Source organism: bacterium, assembly GCA_016708025.1.
Lineage (GTDB): Bacteria > Zixibacteria > MSB-5A5 > GN15 > FEB-12 > FEB-12.
On the sequence record JADJGQ010000001.1, the window covers coordinates 959113 to 975228 of the forward strand.

A 16116-nucleotide genomic window follows, 5' to 3' on the forward strand; every position below is an offset into this window, starting at 1 on the left:
TGCAGCTATGAATCTTGCCGAATTTATCATCCGGGTCGAGTCGTACAACGCGAATATTGATATTCCGCTGATCCGCCGAGCCTACGAATTCTCCGACAAAGCCCACGCCGGCCAGAAGCGGCAGTCGGGCGAGCCGTATGTCGAGCACTGCCTCGAGGTTGCGTTTGTCCTCGCTGAACTCCATATGGACTCCACCACCATTGCCGCCGGCCTGGTGCATGATGTTGTCGAGGATACTACCTTCACGCTCGAGGATGTCCGCAGAGAATTTGGTGATGAGGTCGCTGAGTTGGTTGATGGTGTCACCAAGATCGGGGCCGTTTATTTCAACTCACTCGAAGAGCAGCAAGTTGAGTACTTCCGCAAAATGCTTCTCAGTATGGCCAAGGATATCCGGGTCATCCTGATCAAGCTGGCAGATCGACTTCACAATATGCGTACACTGGCCGCTATGCCTCCGGAAAAGCAGAAACGGATCGCGCAGGAAACTCGCGATGTGTACTGCCCGCTCGCTCACCGCCTCGGGATCAACAAAACCAAAGTCGAACTGGAAGACCTCTGCTTCAAGTACCTTGAGCCGGAAGTATACCAGGAACTGGCTGTCCAGATCAAGGAGCGGAAGGAAGAGCGCGAGAGTTACATTCTGGAAGTAACCACTCCTATCAAGGAAGCGCTAGCCCGGGATGGTGTGCTGGGGACTGTGAGTGGACGTGCGAAACACCTTGATTCAGTCTATCGAAAGATCCGCGTGCGGAAAGTTCCGTTCGAGGAAATCTACGATCTGTTTGCCATTCGTGTGATCGTCAACACCGAACGAGAATGTTATCACACGCTTGGTATCATCCATGCCATGTGGAAACCGGTGGCTGGGCGTTTCCACGACTATATCGCCAATCCCAAGCCGAATGGCTATCGCTCACTGCACACGACCGTTATCGGGCCCCGGAGTAAGATGGTCGAGATCCAGATCCGCACTCATTCCATGCATCATGTGGCGGAGAATGGAATCGCGGCACACTGGCTCTACAAAGAGGGTCGCCAGCAGATGTCGAAGGACGACCGCCAGATGGTCTGGCTTCGCGACGTCCTGGAGTGGCAGAAAGATATGACCAACCCGAGTGAGTTCATCGAATACCTCAAGATGGACCTCTACTCGGAGGATATTTTTGTTTATACGCCGAATGGCCGACTGGTTCATCTTCCGCGCGGCGCGACACCCCTTGATTTTGCATTTTCTATTCATACCGAAGTTGGGATTCACTGTACGGGGGCCAAGATCAATGGTCGGCTCCAGCCATTGTCGACCCAATTGAAATCGGGCGACTCGGTCGAGATCATTACCAATCCGAACAGGACGCCGTCGTCGGACTGGCTGAAGATGGTCAAGACTGCCAATGCGAGAACCCGCATCAAGCGGTGGATCAAGCAGGCCGGCTATGAGCAGGCGGTGGCGCTAGGAAAAGAGATGCTGGAGAGGCGTTTGCGGGAACAGCATATCAAAATGCCACACGAGGATCTGTTGCTTGAGTATGCGCAGTCGCAGGAGCGCAAGACGGTCGAAGATCTGCTTGCCGCGATTGGCAATGGATCACTGTCGCTGCAATCGTTGATCCTTTTCATCCAGCCGGAAGAGAAAAAGGAAGAGGTTGGTTTTGTCGGCAAGGTGATCGACCGGATCCGTGGCTCGCGCGGTGTGCGCGTGCAGGGATTGGATAACCTGATGTTCCGGTTTGCCGGATGCTGCCAGCCAGTCCCCGGAGACAATATTGTTGGGTTCATTACGCGCGGGCGTGGGGTGACGATTCACCAGGCCGAGTGTTCGCTGGCTGTGGAGATTTCCAACAAATACCCCGAGCGGAAGATCTCGGTCAGTTGGGATACCGGCAAGGATCAATCATTCGTGGTGCAGTTGGAGATCGTGGTGGAAGACCGCCGCAACATGCTGCGCGATATCACCCAGGCGATCGCCGACTCAAATACCAACGTCCGTGGCGCGGAGATGTACGCGCACGACACGACCGCTATCGGTAAGTTTGTGGTTGAGGTGACCAACCTCGCCCACTTGAATCGGATCATCGACAAGGTGAAGAAAGTCAAGGGAGTGCTTTCGGTCCGGCGTGCGCATGGCCGCGAACAGATGGAGAGCTGAGTTCAGCCTACCTGAAATCTCTGGATTTGAGCGCCATCACCTGCTGCTCGTACGGGACAAGGGCAAAATGATGGCCGATGACATTGATCACATTTTCTTTTCGCTCCACCGTTCCCCGCACCAATATCACGCTCGCATAGACAACGATCTTGCGGTATCGTTTCACCAGATTCGGTTTGACCACAATATTCGAAAATCCAAATTCATCTTCAAGTGTCAGGAAGGTAAACCCCTTGGCGGTCCCGGGGCGTTGCCGTATCACTACGACTCCAGCTATCGTGACCAGCTTCCCGTTCGAGGTCGCAAAGAGGTCGCGTGAGGCGAGCACGCCGCGTTCGGTCAATTGCTCACGGATCAGGCTGATCGGGTGCCGCCCGGTGGAGAGGTCCATGCCGCGGAAGTCTGCGGCGATCGTTTCCAGTTCATCCATCTGGGGAAGCATTGCGCTTCCGGTGTCTGATGTTTCAATCGGCAACTCTCCGGCTGATCGATGCGCGGTAGCAAGTGTCTCCCAGAGCGCTTCGCGTCGTTCGACGCCAAAGCAGGCAAAGGCACCGACCATGGCCAGTTGCTCCAGCGCGTCCTGCGGCAGTTCGGTCCGGAAGATGAAATCACGGATCGAGCGGAAGGGCCCACGCTGTAAAGCTGTTTCGATCTTCTCCTGAGCGGCCGGGCCAAGTTTTTTGGCATAGCGGAAACCAAGCCGGACCGCACCATTCTCGATCGTGCAATCCCAAAGCGATTTGGAAGCATCGATTGGGTGTATCGTGACGCCACGACGTTTTGCTTCGTAAAGAATGGTCGAGGTCGAATAAAACCCCATCGGTTGGGCATTAAAGAGCGAGCAGTAGAATTCAGGCGGGAAGTAGACCTTCAGGTAGGCGGAGACATATACCAGCAGGGCAAACGAAGCGGCGTGTGATTCGGCAAAGCCGAAATCAGCAAACGCAGAGAGTTGCTGGTATATACGTGCGGCAGCTTCCTTATCGATCCCATTCTTCATCATTCCGTGGATGAGCCGTTCACCGATCGCCTGCATTTTTTCGCGGGAGCGTTTGTGTCCCATGGCGCGGCGAAGTTCATCTGCCTCGGATGGGGTAAATCCGGCCGCCGCGACAGCGACCTGCATCCCCTGTTCCTGAAAAAGGGGAATACCGAGTGTTCGCTCAAGGATCGGTTTCAGCGATGGATGTGGATAGCTGACCGCTTCCTCGCCGTTGCGACGTCGCAAATAGGGGTGGACCATATCCCCTTGGATCGGGCCTGGGCGGATTAGCGCAACCTCGACTACCAGATCATAAAATCTGGTCGGCTTATGACGGGGCAGGGTGTTCATTTGTGCGCGCGATTCGACTTGGAAAACGCCGACGGTGTCGGCGGTGCAGAGCAGGCGGTAGACTTGCGGGTCATCGTAGGTCATGCGAGCTGGGTCGAGGGTGATGCCACGATGTTTTTTTACCAGCTTGAGAGCGATATCTATCAGCGTCAGCATGCCGAGTCCCAAGAGGTCGATCTTGATCAGTCGCATCTCGGCCGCATCATCCTTATCCCACTGGATGACCGAGCGGTTGGGCATGGTGGCATTTTCCACCGGGACAAGATGGGAGATCGGTTTGCGCGTGATCACCATCCCACCAACATGGATGCCGAGATGCCGAGGGAAACGCTTGATCTTGCGGGTCAGGTCGATCAGGAGTTGGACACGACGGTTCTTCAGGTTGAGGTGAGCCTCGGCAGCACGCTCTTCCAGTTCGGTCTGATCGGTGTAATGGTCCAGCAGTTTGGCGAGTTTATCTACCTCTTCAAGCGAGAAGCCAAGCGCTTTGCCGACATCGCGCACTGCCGACCGTCCCCGATAGGTGATCACTTCACAGACCATGGCGGCATGACGGCGGTCATACTTGTTATAGACATACTGGATGACTTCTTCGCGACGGTTATTGGCGATATCGATATCAATATCCGGAGCCTCTTTGCGATTCTCGGAAAGGAATCGCTCAAACAATAACTTTAACTTAATAGGGTCAACTGCTGTTATTCCAAGACAATAGCATACAGCGGAGTTAGCCGCCGAGCCACGCCCCTGACAAAGGATCTGTTGTTCGACACAAAACCGCGCGATATCCCAGACGATCAAAAAGTAGCCTGCCAGATCAAGCTTTTCGATTATCCGGAGTTCATGCTCGAGTTGTTTGACAACCGGGTCAGCCGGGTCTCCGTATCGTTTCTGCGCCCCCAAATAGACCAGTTTTCGGAGATAGCTTTGTGCAGTCTCGCCTTGGGGAACGGGAAACTCCGGGAGGGTGGTCTGCAGGTTATCCATTGAAAAACGACAGCGGTCAGCAATGGCGAGGGTATTCTCGATAGCGTCAGGATATTTCCGGAAGCGGTAGGCCATCTGGTCGGCGGTTTTGAGATATCGTTCAGCATTGGGGTAGAGGAGCGCGCCGGCTTCATCGAGAGTCGTGTGATGGCGGATACAGGCCAAAACATCGGCGAGGCGCCGGCCATCCAGATTGGCGTAATGGACGTTATTGGTGGCGACAATGGGAAGGCTGACTTTTCGTGCGAATTGGTCAAGCAGTTCGCAGAGTCGGTCCTGGGCAGGGAGGTTATGGTGCTGCATTTCGAGATAGAGATTTTCACGACCGAAGATATTGACCAATTGCCCGGCAACCGCTTCTGCCTGCAGAGTTTGTTCGGCCAGGAGGAGTGAGGGGATCTCACCCTGACCGCATCCGGAGAGCGCGATCAGACCATCAGCATGTGAAGCGAGGTTCTCGGGTGTGACCTTGGCGTCCCCTTTTTTTCCGGCGAGTTGGGCGAGACTCAGCAGTTCACTCAAGTTGGCATAGCCGGTCTCGTTGCGGACCAGCAGGGTCAGGTGGTGGGAATTGGCAAGAGTGATCTCGGCGCCGATGATCGGGATGATATTCCGCTCACGAGCCGCTTTGTGGAACTGGACAACCCCGTACAATCCACTATGGTCGGTCAGCGCCATTGCCTGATAGCCAAGATACCATCCCTGCTCCACCAGTTGATCCGGATCGGAGGCGCCATCCAGAAACGAGAAATTGGAATGGCAATGCAATTCGACATATGCTTCGGTCGCCATTCAATCAAAGACCCCCTGAATGAACCAGCGTGCGCCGATCCGGTCGTAAAAGATGAGGTAGAATTTCCGGTCGGTGGTCTGTACTTCGTAGTAGAGCCGGTCGAAACCGGATTGCCACCATTCGCCGGAAAGTTTCCAGGGGCCAAAGGTCCGTTCGATGGTGTAGAGCTTCTGCTTGATCCGAAGCAACATCGATTGTGTGCCGGTATTTATCAGATCGCCTGCTAACGGCGGCTGGAGGAGGCGAAGTCCGCTCAGCGAATGACCGGTGTATGGCTGGAGACTGGGCCGATCGATCGGTTCTCGTTTTACTTTTTCGGTCGCCGGAAGCAGACGGAAATTCTGTTCGGGGAGATGTGCCGCCCGAAGGTGCGGGCGACAGCACCGGTATTCCTCGGTCAAGCGTGTCAGTTGCTGTTCTGTATCTCCCGATGCCCCGCCGGTTGACTTCTGCTGGAATGATAACTGCTCAAGAAGCAAGACAGAGCTTCCCGGGATAGAGACAGTGATATCAACCACGCCTGAGGTGAGGTCGATCGTTTCTCCCTGTTGGTGTAATTGCCGCATGAACGGGGGGAGTGTGCCGCTCGGCTGGTCGAGGGCGATGGTCAGGGTGATATCAGAGCGATCTTCGAGACGGCAGATGATATCGATATGGCGCGTGCAGCGCCCTGCCTGACGCAAGCGCTCCAGCATCCGCTCAAGGATCCGCTCGACATACAGGCAGAGTGATCCGACATGGAAAAGCGGGAAACTGAGGGGGAGTCGTTTCACCAGTAGTTCCGGCGGAAATTCCGGAAGGAAATTATCCGGATCATCGCCATTGGCCAGACGGGAGAGCAGCATGCCATCGGCGGCAAATCGCTCCATAAGTTCGTTGAGAGGGAATGCTTTCACCTGGCCGATCGTCCGCAATCCCAGCTCATAGAGCGAACTTCGCGTCTCCGGTGAAATCGGCAACAGGTCGACCGACAACGGTTTGAGAAACGGGCGTTCACCGTTGGTCGGGACGATCTGGATATTTCCCGGCGCACTCATCTGCGCGGCGACTCGAGCAATGAATTTATTCGATGCAATTCCGACCGAGGCGGGGAGTTTGGCGGCTTGTAGCCGGGTGATGATCTGCCGGGCGAAGGTTGTTTCGCTGTCATAGATGAAGCGCAACCCGGAGCCATTGAGGTAAAAGAGTCCATCCTCGGTTGACTGCACGAAGGGAGAAAGATTACGCAGGATCTCGACAATGTCGCGAGTGGCGTTTGCTTCCTGTTGTTTATCTCGCACTTTTACTTTGAGACCAGGACAAAGCGTGTGCGCCTGTGCCACTGTCAGTTCGGGCGTGACCCCAAATTCCAGTGCTTTCCGATTGCAGAGCACCAGCGCGGCCGATTCCCCTTCTTCCTCGGCAATGGCCAATGGCGCATTGGTCAGCGAGGGGATGGTCTGCAGCCAGAGAGCGATCGGGAATTCCGGGATAAAGCAACACCCGATCCGGATCGGCGTCACGTCAGGCGTACCTCCGCCGTCCCCCCATGTAAGGTAAAGCGACTGCGCGTCACGGTAGCGGCAATGATCCGTGAACTGCGACGGGTGATCTCCAGGCGGAGTGAGGTGATACTGGCAGGAATTAGCGACGCATTATTCTCCGTCAAAAAGATCACCATCCCTTTGGCGCGGATAGTTTGCAGCCGCAAACGATGCAAGAGTGTGTAGGGAAGAGGGAGCCGATGTCCTACCAGATCGATCACCACACAACAGGCGAGGCGATGGCGGAAGAGCAGTTCGGTCGCTCGAAGTCCTGCGGCCAGAGTATCCGGACGGATGACTAAAAGCCGTTCAAGATCAACCCCACCGGTCATCGCCGCCGGTGGGAAAAGTGTGCCGTGAAGATCGATATAGGCGGCGGTGCCGGTGCGGGTGATGGCCGCCAACATCACAAAGACCAGACTTGTTTTCCCCGAAGAGATATCTCCCGACAGTTCGATCAACTGCCCATACGGAATCCCCCCCTCAGGAAACAGGCGATCCAGTTCAACCGCGCCGGTTGTAAATCGAAGCGATGACCAGTCGGAACCGGAATAAAATGATTCCGGCCATTTTTCAGTGATGAGTGTTTTCAACTCATCCAGGGACAGCCTGCTCCCGGTGGACTCTCTCGACATATGTTATTCCTAACCCCATATTCGCGTACTGCTCGTTTGTGCAGTATTATGGTACGGTTCGCCCGATTATTGTCAATACCTTTTGAACTGGAGTGAGGATTGAACGGTTAGACAGCAGAGACCTGAGAAAACGAAAAGCATGCAGGACATTTGACAGAAGATGGCAACATATCAACTTACGCGAACCCAAACGTTACCGATATCACTTCCGGAAGGATGGCGATTTTTCTCCGACCCGCGCAACCTGAAGGTGATCACCCCGGAGTGGCTTGGGTTTGAGATTCTGGATGACCTGCCACATCATATCTATCCCGGTATGATCATACGATATAGAGTCCGGCCGTTATTCGGTCTTCCGGTAACCTGGGTGACAGAGATCAGTCAGGTGCAGGAGCCGACACTTTTTGTCGACGAACAACGCGTAGGGCCGTATGCTCTCTGGCACCATCAACATCACTTTCGCCAAGTAGAATCCGGAATTGAGGCAACCGACATCGTCACATTCAAGTTGCCCTTCGGTTTTCTCGGAACGATAGCCTATCACCTGTTCGTAAAGAGGAAACTCAACGATATCTTCGCATATCGGTATCAGGTGCTTCAAAAACGGTTTGGACACCCAATCCAGACTTCAAAACAGTAATTGCGTTTCGTCACATTAGATGGCAGATTCCTTCCATTGCTATTCGCGAAAGGGTCAAGGTGATACAACTTTCTTTTCATGGCGCCGCCGGAACCGTGACCGGCTCAAAATATCTACTCGATGTCAACGGCAAGCGGATCATGGTCGACTGCGGCATGTTCCAGGGGAAACATGAACTTCGCGAACGGAACTGGAACCGACTTCCATTCGATCCGTCCACTGTCAGCGCCGTGATTCTGACCCATGCACATATTGACCATATTGGATACCTTCCGCGGCTGGTCAAAGACGGGTTTAATGGCACGGTCTTTTGTACGCCGCCGACAGCCGATATCGCGCGCATCTCGCTGATGGACACGGCCGAACTGCAGATGGAAGACGCGGAATACCGCAACAAAAAGCAGAAAACTCGTCACGCGCCTGCACTTCCGCTCTTCAACGAGGAAGATGCGGAGGATGCCATCAAGCTCTTCGAGAATGTCAATTTCGGCGAGTGGATCGAATTCAGCCCAGAATTCAAATTCCGGTATCACATTGTCGGTCACCTCTTAGGCGCGGGATCGGTCGAAGTTATCATGAATGACAACGGGCGAGAGGTCTCGATACTCTTTTCCGGAGATATCGGAAGATACGGCAATCCGTTGGTGAAGAATCCCAAGGAGCCACCACAGTGTGATTACCTGGTGTGCGAATCAACTTATGGCGGGCGTATGCATCCGGCCGAAGACCCGTATTTCCAGTTCGATGAACTGCTCGATCGGATCGTAGCCGAAAAACGAGTGCTGGTGATCCCGGCTTTCGCTATCGGGCGCACTCAGCAAGTGATCTATCTGGTCGATGATCTGGTGCGCCACAAACGAATCAAGCCAATCGATATTCATGTAGACTCTCCGATGGCCGTTAGCGCCACCGACATCTACCTGAAATATCACGAATATCACGCGATCGATCTCGACAAGCTGGACCAGTTTGGTTCTGTCCTCAACGGAAAGAGGGTGCATCTGCATCGAACCAGAGCATCTTCGAAGAAACTGAATGATCTGCGCGGACCCGCGATCATCATTTCATCGAGCGGTATGTTGACCGGCGGACGTATCATGCACCATATGATCAATCGCCTTCCAGATCCCGGAACGACTGTAGCACTAGTCGGATTCATGGCGGAGGGGACCCTTGGGCGAAAGTTGCTCGATGGTGAGCGCCAGGTCTATATTCACAAGATCCCTATTGAGGTCCGTGCCGAGATTGTCGTAGTCTCAAGCCTGTCGGGGCATGCCGACTATCACGAGATAATGCACTGGCTCGAACCAATCAAGAAGGCACCAAAAACAACCTTCATCACGCACGGTGAACCTGATCAAGCCGAGGCGATGGCCGGGCATATACAGAAAGAGCGTGGATGGACCACGCTCATAGCAGAACTTGATCAGTCCGTCGAATTATGATCCGGCGCCAGATACCGCGGAGCTTTTCTGTTCACGTTTGATCTGCCAGAGCCGCCAGTAGGTGTAGATAACGGGGATTATTTCGAGCGTCAGGAAAGTTGAGCTGATCAGTCCGCCGACCATTGGCGCGGCGATACGCTTCATTACATCTGCACCTGTTCCATCGGCCCACAATAGCGGCACCAGCCCGATCATGGTTGTCCCGACTGTCATCAGTTTGGGCCGCACGCGCATTACGGTTCCTTCCATATGTGCCCAAATGATATCATCCAAATTGCGAATCAGCCCGGCGGCTTTGCGCCGTTCGAATGCCTGGTCCAGGTAGAGGATCATCACAATTCCTGTCTCAGTTGCCAGCCCTATCAATGCGATGATCCCGACCAAGGTGGCTGTTGAGTAGTTGTATCCGAGGAAGTACATCAGCCAGATAGATCCGACCAGAGCAAAGGGGACGGAACAGAGAACGATCAGCGTTTCGGTGAAATTCCTGAAATTGAGATAAAGAAGTATCACGACGAGAATTATCGTGAGCGGAATGACGATCCGCATCCGCTTGGCCATCACTTCGAGCAGTTCGTACTGGCCGGTCCAGGTCAAGTGGTAGCCAGTTGGGATGGTGATTTCGTTCGCAACAACGCGCTTGGCCTCGTCAACATACCCGCCAATGTCACGCGTCGCCGGGTCCATGTCTATGTAGACGTATCCGACCAGCATGCCGTTCTCATCGCGGATCATAGGTGGACCGCTGACGATCTTCACTTCCGCAATCTGACCCAGAGGGATCGCTGAACCTCCTTCTGGAAGGGAGAATGAGGGAGAAGCAGTCGTCTGAGGCATTGGGTTACCCATCGGTTGCGCCTGCATACCTGATCTGCCGGACATGCCGCCATATCCGCCGGGTAAGGGTGCCCCTCCGGGAATCGTAGAACTGCCGGATTGCATGCTGTTCATTTGCGCAAGTTCGATCTGTTGCCAGACTTGGTAGTCGATTGCTGGGTCAGTTGAGGCGAGCAGAGGTGAGGATGGCTGGAACGATGAGGGAGCAATCATTTTCGTGGGAAGTTGCCCCATGCTCGGCATTACACCGTTGTCTACCTTAGTTGCCTTTGGGAGTGGGACCAATACCTGTTTGAGTTTGTCGATGTTATCCCGTAGGTCGCGGGGATAGCGAACATTAACACTGAAGCGGTTGCGACCTTCGACCGTCATCTCGATTGGCATCCCACCGATGGCAGTTTCAATCACGTCATTGATATCTCGAATGGTCAGGCCGTACCGGGCGATTGCATCCCGATTCGGAATAATGTCAATATAAAAGCCGCCTGTGTTGCGGTCTGAAAAGACGGAGCGGGTGCCTTCGATCTTGGAGAGGGATTGCTCCAGCTCCATACCGATCCGTTCGATCTCATTCAGGTCATTGCCGAATATCTTGACACCAATAGGTGTGCGAATGCCGGTTGAGAGCATATCGATGCGAGTTTTGATCGGCATCGTCCAGGCGTTGGTCCAGCCTGGCATCTGCATGGCGGAATCAAATTGCGCTACCAGTTCTTTCCAGGTGATGTGGCGCTCTTCGGGCCACAGAGCACGGAAGGGGGGCTTGGCAAAATCAGGAACAGAATGTGAGTACCATCTGTCCTGCGCGATCTTGCGCCATTCCTCCGGCGGTTTGAGTTGAACTACAGTCTCAAGCATGCTGAGGGGGGCGGGGTCGGTCGCGGTTTCGGCTTTTCCCGCTTTGCCGTAAACCGAAACAACTTCAGGGAACTGTTTGATCACGCGATCCTGATACTGCATGTACTGCTTGGCGGCCTCGATCGAGATATTCGGAAAGGTAGTCGGCATGTAGAGCACGTCCCCTTCGTTGAGGGCCGGCATGAATTCCGAGCCGATCTTTGGGATCATCGGGAGTGCCGAGAGAATTGCCATGATGCCGATAGCGACCGTGGTCTTTGGATTACGCAGAGCCACAAAGACAAACGGTTTGTAGAGCCGGATCAAGAAGCGAGAGACCGGGTGATTTTCCTCCGAGTGAATTTTTCCTCTGAGCAGTGTGACCATTAGTGTCGGAGCAACGGTCACCGCAGTCACTGCCGCAAAAAACATAGCGAGTGTTTTGGTCCAGGCTAGGGGGGAGAAGAGCCGCCCTGCCTGCCCGGTTAGTGCGAAGATCGGCAGGAAAGCGATAGTGATGATGAGGAGGGAGTAGAATATCGCCGGGCCGACCTCTTTGGCGGCATGAATGATCACTTCGATACGCGGGACAGTCGACTTGGCTCGCTCCAGCTTTTTGTGCGCATTTTCTACCAGGACAATTGACGCATCCACCATCGCTCCAATGGCAATAGCGATTCCTCCCAGCGACATAATATTGGAGTTGATTCCGAGGAGGTACATTGGAATGAAGGCCAGGCCAACCGCTATAGGCAGAGTGATGATCGGGACGAGTGAACTTCCAAAGTGCAACAGGAAGAGGAAGATCACGAGAGCGACGACTATGCCCTCATCGATCAAAGTCCCTTTCAGCGTCTCGATAGCGCGATTGATGAGCCCTGAACGGTCATAAACTGGCCGAATCTCAACTCCGGCCGGAAGGCCAGGTTTGATCTCTTCGATCTTCGCCTTTATGCGGTCGATCACATCCAGCGCGTTTTCGCCATACCGCATGACGATTATCCCGCCAACTGCTTCGCCGATCCCGTTATATTCTCCGACCCCGCGACGAATCTCCGGGCCGAAAGAGACCTCCGCGATCCTGCCCAACAGGATCGGACTGCCCGACTGATTGGTCCCCAGCGATATCTTGCGAATTGCGTCAAGGTCCTGAATGTACCCGCGACCGCGGACATAATATTCGCGTTCAGTCAGTTCGACTACTCTTCCGCCGACATCGGCGTTGGACCCGCGAATGGCGCGTACCACATCGTTGATGGTCAGTCCATAGGCGCGAAGGTTGTTCGGGTCGACCTCGACCTGATACTGCCGTTGAAAACCACCGATAGACGCGACCTCTGCAACTCCCGGTACTGAGGAGAGTGCATAGCGAAGGTTGAAGTCCTGGTACGTGCGCAATTCCGCCAGGTCGTGGCTGTTTGTGGAATCGACAAGAACGTATTGGTAAACCCAGCCAACCGAGGAAGCATCGGGGCCGAGTGTCGGAGTCACGTTGGATGGAAGTTTCCCCTGGATCTGTTGTAGATATTCAAGGACGCGACTTCGCGCCCAGTAGATATCTGTTCCTTCGTCAAAAATGACATACACAAACGACATTCCATACATCGAATAGCCGCGCACTGCGGCTACCCCCGGTGCCGAAAGGAGGGAAGTGACGATCGGGTAGGTCACCTGATCTTCAATCAGATCCGGGCTGCGCCCCATCCACTCGGTGTACAGGATGACCTGGACATCCGACAGATCCGGGATAGCATCGAGCGGAATATTGGCGATCGAATACCAGGCACCGGCCATGGCAAAAAGCAGGCCGATCAGGATCACCAGTCGATTGCGGGCGGAGAAATCAATAATGCCACGGATCATGGTTATTTCCCATGTCCTTGATGTTGGCTTTCTTGTGTGGCACCCATGCCGGAGATTGCCGCCTGGAGTCGACTTTCTGAATCGATCAGGAAATTGGCGCTGGTGACGACGATCTCATTCTCGTTCAGCCCGGAAGTTATCTCGATCCGTTCTGTAGTACGTCGCCCGGTGATTACCTTGCGCGGTGAAAACTGATTCCCGTGGGTGACGACGAAAACATAGGCCATCTCGCCACCGTCGAGGAGAGCCTCTCGAGGGATTGACAGAGGGGTACTGCTCTCTGACTGTAGTGAAACCTCGGCATACATCCCCGGCTTCAGGAGCAGGTCCGAGTTGTCGAACGAGATCCTCACTTTGGCAGTTCGCGTGTCGGAGGAGATAGTCGGATATACAAAAGAGACCGTTCCCGCGAATTCGCGTCCGGGATACGCGGAGGTAGACATTGCCGCGGTCTGCCCCTTCCGAATTGCAGTCAGGTCAGACTCGTAGACATCGGCGACCACCCAAATTGTGCGAATGTCCGCGACTGTCAGGAGGTTGTCTGATGGTGTCACATATTGGCCGGCCAGGACGTTGCGATTGAGAATGATCCCGGTAACCGGTGAGTAGAGCGAGACTATTGATGGATCCGAATCGGTTGATTCGATTGCCGATATCTCTTTCTCCGATAATCCAAGGTTGATCAACCGATTTCGCGATGCGGATAACAGCGGCTGCTTGGAGACATCATCAGAGGTACTGTCAAGTCGGGCGAGCTTATATTCTTGTGCGGCCTGAAGTATCTCCTCGCTGTAGATTGTCAGCAGAGGGTCCCCTTTATGAATAGTCTGACCTGTCTGGTTTGCTTGTAGTTCCCTGACCCAGCCGGAGGTCCGTACCGAGAGATTCTTTGTTTTGGTCTCGTCGGCCACAATGTACCCGAGCAAGCGTGTCGAGCTTGAGAATGGTACACGTTCGGCCTTACCGGTACGAAGTCCGATCAATTGCAGTCGCTGAGGCTCAAGAGTGACTGCTACCAAGCCGGGAACGGCCGCGTCGTGAGCGGACATCTCGGAATTCGGGTTATCATCGTTGGACACGGGCATGAGATCCATCCCGCACTTCGGGCAGTCACCTGGACGGTCAAGGAGTACCTCGGGATGCATCTCGCAACTGAATTTCATGCCCGGTTCGAATTTTTCAAGAAACATACCGCAAGTGGGGCAACGCCCCTCGGTATCTGAAGCCACCTCAGTGCACATGGGACAGTAGTATTGCCCTGGCTTTGCGACCGAGACCTTGCCAAGCTCGCCACCATGCTCCGAAGCGATCGCACTGTCGGTGTCGACTTTCGCGCCGATCGGTACGAGGCTCATCCCGCAGATCGGGCAATCGCCGGGCTGATTCGCTATGTAGGTTGGATGCATCGGGCAATGGTATTGCGTGGATGCGTCCGTTGTGGCGGTCCAGGGAGCCAGCCCGAAATACCCGGCGAGCATAATCACGGCAAGAAGCGTCATTCCTCCAAGGATGCACCATCGCACTATTCCCATAGTGTGCGTCAACGGTGGCGCCTGCTCCGAGCCTTCCGGCATCGGTTCCTCTTCATAGAGGTCGGTATGTTCACTCATAAACTGTCCTTGGTCATTGTTTTTCTTCAGGGTCACTCCGATGGGGTGACTCGTCAGTATATTGCAGAACCTCAGCGCTGGTACGCGCTTTCTCTGAGAGCAAATTGATCAGGGTCATTCTGTCGGCGTGGAAACTTATCTGTGATTGCAGCACTTCCGGCAACGATACACGGTTTGCTTCGTATCCTGTCAGCAGTGATTTGGTGATTTCTTCTGATGCCGGGATAATCTTCTCCTGGTAGAGAGCAATTGACCGGTCGATTCGCCCAAGTCGCTGGTGAAGGGATCGAAGTGCCGATTCTACGTCTCTCCACATCTGTTCGGCCTCGGCCGACCTGCCGGCACTCATCGCCTGCATCGACCGTGCCATCCCCTTCTGGGTGCCGCGAGAGAAGATAGGAAGAGAGATGGAGGCCGAAAAGCTAAGCATATCTTCTCGTTCTTCTCCTGGCTCGCCATGCAGATCGGTCTCTCGCCCGGTGCGTATTCCGTATTCGGCACTTAGTGACAGCATTGGCCAACTCATCCGATTCGCGGCGGAGGCTTCGATCCGGTATCTCTCTGCACCAAACCGGAGTTTCTCCAGCGGGGGATAGTTGGTTCGAGCATCCTCGATCCAAACATCAAGTTCTCTAGCTAGCTCCAATCCACTCTCCGGCGCAGTGAGCTCAACCGCGGCATCGGCAGACTCAGCGCGAAGCGAATTCAGTCTAAGCCTCGCGGCCTCGATCTCCTGCTCCAGGGAGATAATTGATGATTCAATTCGCCAGAGGTCGCTTTGAGCGGAGATAAGTTGATCGCGGCTTGCTCTGCCTGACTCTACGCTGACCGCCGTGGACTGCTCGATCTGGCGAAGAATCAGTTGCTGTTGCAGTAACTCTGCCATCAGCTCTCGCTTGAAATAGAGATCGATAAACGCAAGTCGGGCCGCAAGGGCCAGTTCCCGCTGAATTGTCTTTCGGTCGCTGGCGGATTCTTGCGCGGTTACGATAGCCGCCCTCCGAAGCAGTGTGCGGGAACCCGAATACGGTATCTCCTGTGAAAGCCCGATCACTCGCATCGTCATTGGATCCATATCCAGATCAAAACTTCTGGGTGTATTCTGGATCCCGACCATCAGCATGGGATCAGGCCATCGGCCGGTAGCGCTGGCAGATTCGGAGGAGGAGCTTTCCATGAATTTGGCCGTCTCGGCTCGCTTGTTGGCAAGTGTAACCTGATTGACAACTTGGTCGATTGAGAGGCTGTCTGACGAACGCGCAGACGAGCCAAAAGCAAAAGCCAATAACAGGGCTATCAGGAGCCTCGTGAGCTTCAATCTGATTGAGTTCGCCACATACATAGTGCCGTACCGCAAAGCAAGGCGGATGCCACTTCCCGTGGACGCCCTAACAGGCAGGCTATCAATGAGTTGATGAGGTGACGATAGCGAGATGCGCTTTGGTCAATAGAGAAGATTCA

The 16116-nt window shown here is 54.4% G+C and carries 9 protein-coding genes; 3 read left to right on the forward strand and 6 right to left on the reverse strand.

The features are described 5' to 3' along the window. The first annotated feature begins 7 nt into the window (after positions 1-7). The gene (locus tag IPH75_04260; GenBank protein MBK7141277.1) at positions 8-2149 is read left to right on the forward strand and encodes a bifunctional (p)ppGpp synthetase/guanosine-3',5'-bis(diphosphate) 3'-pyrophosphohydrolase; all 2142 of its coding nucleotides are present in this window, start codon (positions 8-10) and stop codon (positions 2147-2149) included. Positions 2150-2156: 7 nt separating this feature from the next. Here IPH75_04260 and IPH75_04265 read toward each other — a convergent pair whose 3' ends face one another. From IPH75_04265 to IPH75_04275, 3 genes are read right to left on the reverse strand one after another with little or no spacing between them, the layout of a single operon-like run. After that, positions 2157-5264: an error-prone DNA polymerase gene (locus tag IPH75_04265; GenBank protein ID MBK7141278.1), complete on the reverse strand. Its 3108-nt coding sequence runs from the start codon at positions 5262-5264 to the stop codon at positions 2157-2159. After that, positions 5265-6767, reverse strand: a complete 1503-nt coding sequence (locus tag IPH75_04270; GenBank protein ID MBK7141279.1) for a DNA polymerase Y family protein — start codon at positions 6765-6767, stop codon at positions 5265-5267. After that, on the reverse strand, positions 6764-7423 hold the full coding sequence (locus IPH75_04275; GenBank protein MBK7141280.1) for a hypothetical protein: 660 nt from the start codon (positions 7421-7423) through the stop codon (positions 6764-6766). Before IPH75_04275 ends, IPH75_04270 begins: the two co-directional genes overlap by 4 nt. Positions 7424-7583: 160 nt before the next feature. Here IPH75_04275 and IPH75_04280 point away from each other — a divergent pair, with 160 nt between their 5' ends. Together IPH75_04280 and IPH75_04285 are read left to right on the forward strand one after the other, a co-directional pair. Continuing rightward, positions 7584-8063 carry an SRPBCC family protein gene (locus IPH75_04280; protein ID MBK7141281.1) on the forward strand — a complete coding sequence of 160 codons (480 nt, stop codon included), beginning with the start codon at positions 7584-7586 and terminating at the stop codon, positions 8061-8063. A 59-nt stretch (positions 8064-8122) separates the two neighbouring features. Beyond that, positions 8123-9508: an MBL fold metallo-hydrolase gene (locus IPH75_04285; protein MBK7141282.1), complete on the forward strand. Its 1386-nt coding sequence runs from the start codon at positions 8123-8125 to the stop codon at positions 9506-9508. Here the strand turns inward: IPH75_04285 and IPH75_04290 are convergent. The 3 genes from IPH75_04290 to IPH75_04300 are packed head-to-tail and all read right to left on the reverse strand — an operon-like array spanning position 9503 to position 15973. Next, positions 9503-13045, reverse strand: coding sequence for an efflux RND transporter permease subunit (locus tag IPH75_04290; protein MBK7141283.1), 3543 nt, complete (start codon positions 13043-13045; stop codon positions 9503-9505). The two genes, IPH75_04285 and IPH75_04290, sit on opposite strands and share 6 nt — an antisense overlap. Positions 13046-13047: 2 nt before the next feature. Beyond that, positions 13048-14655 (reverse strand): efflux RND transporter periplasmic adaptor subunit, encoded by a 1608-nt coding sequence (locus tag IPH75_04295; protein MBK7141284.1) that lies wholly within the window; start codon positions 14653-14655, stop codon positions 13048-13050. 13 nt (positions 14656-14668) lie between these two features. Next, positions 14669-15973, reverse strand: a complete 1305-nt coding sequence (locus IPH75_04300) for a TolC family protein (protein MBK7141285.1) — start codon at positions 15971-15973, stop codon at positions 14669-14671. Positions 15974-16116 lie beyond the last annotated feature (143 nt).